Raw genomic sequence first — 272 nt, forward strand, 5'->3', positions numbered from 1 at the left:
CTGCGCGTTGCCCCGCATTTTTACTTTTTTATGGCTATTTTTTTGCCCTCTGTTTGATCAAAACATTCATTACGCTGATGTGGGGGACACAAAAGCGAAAATGCAGAAGAAAGCCATTTGCTAAAATTGAAAGATTACTACTGGGCGCGCAGCAATTTCGTGCGCCCCTCATTTGCGCAATGTAAGGGTGTCATATGATTACTATTGACGGTAATGGCGCGGTTGCTTCGGTGGCGTTTCGCACCAGTGAAGTTATCGCCATCTACCCTATT

Annotated in this window: 1 protein-coding gene; it reads left to right on the forward strand. The window is 45.2% G+C overall.

Annotated features, from left to right (window positions below):
• Nucleotides 1–185 (forward strand): hypothetical protein (locus SB756_RS30160; protein ID WP_219833436.1); only part of this gene is annotated, 185 nt, incomplete at its 5' end.
• Nucleotides 186–272: the final 87 nt, after the last annotated feature.

This window comes from Pseudomonas sp. SIMBA_068 (genome assembly GCF_046534705.1).
In the GTDB taxonomy this organism is placed as follows: domain Bacteria; phylum Pseudomonadota; class Gammaproteobacteria; order Pseudomonadales; family Pseudomonadaceae; genus Aquipseudomonas; species Aquipseudomonas putida.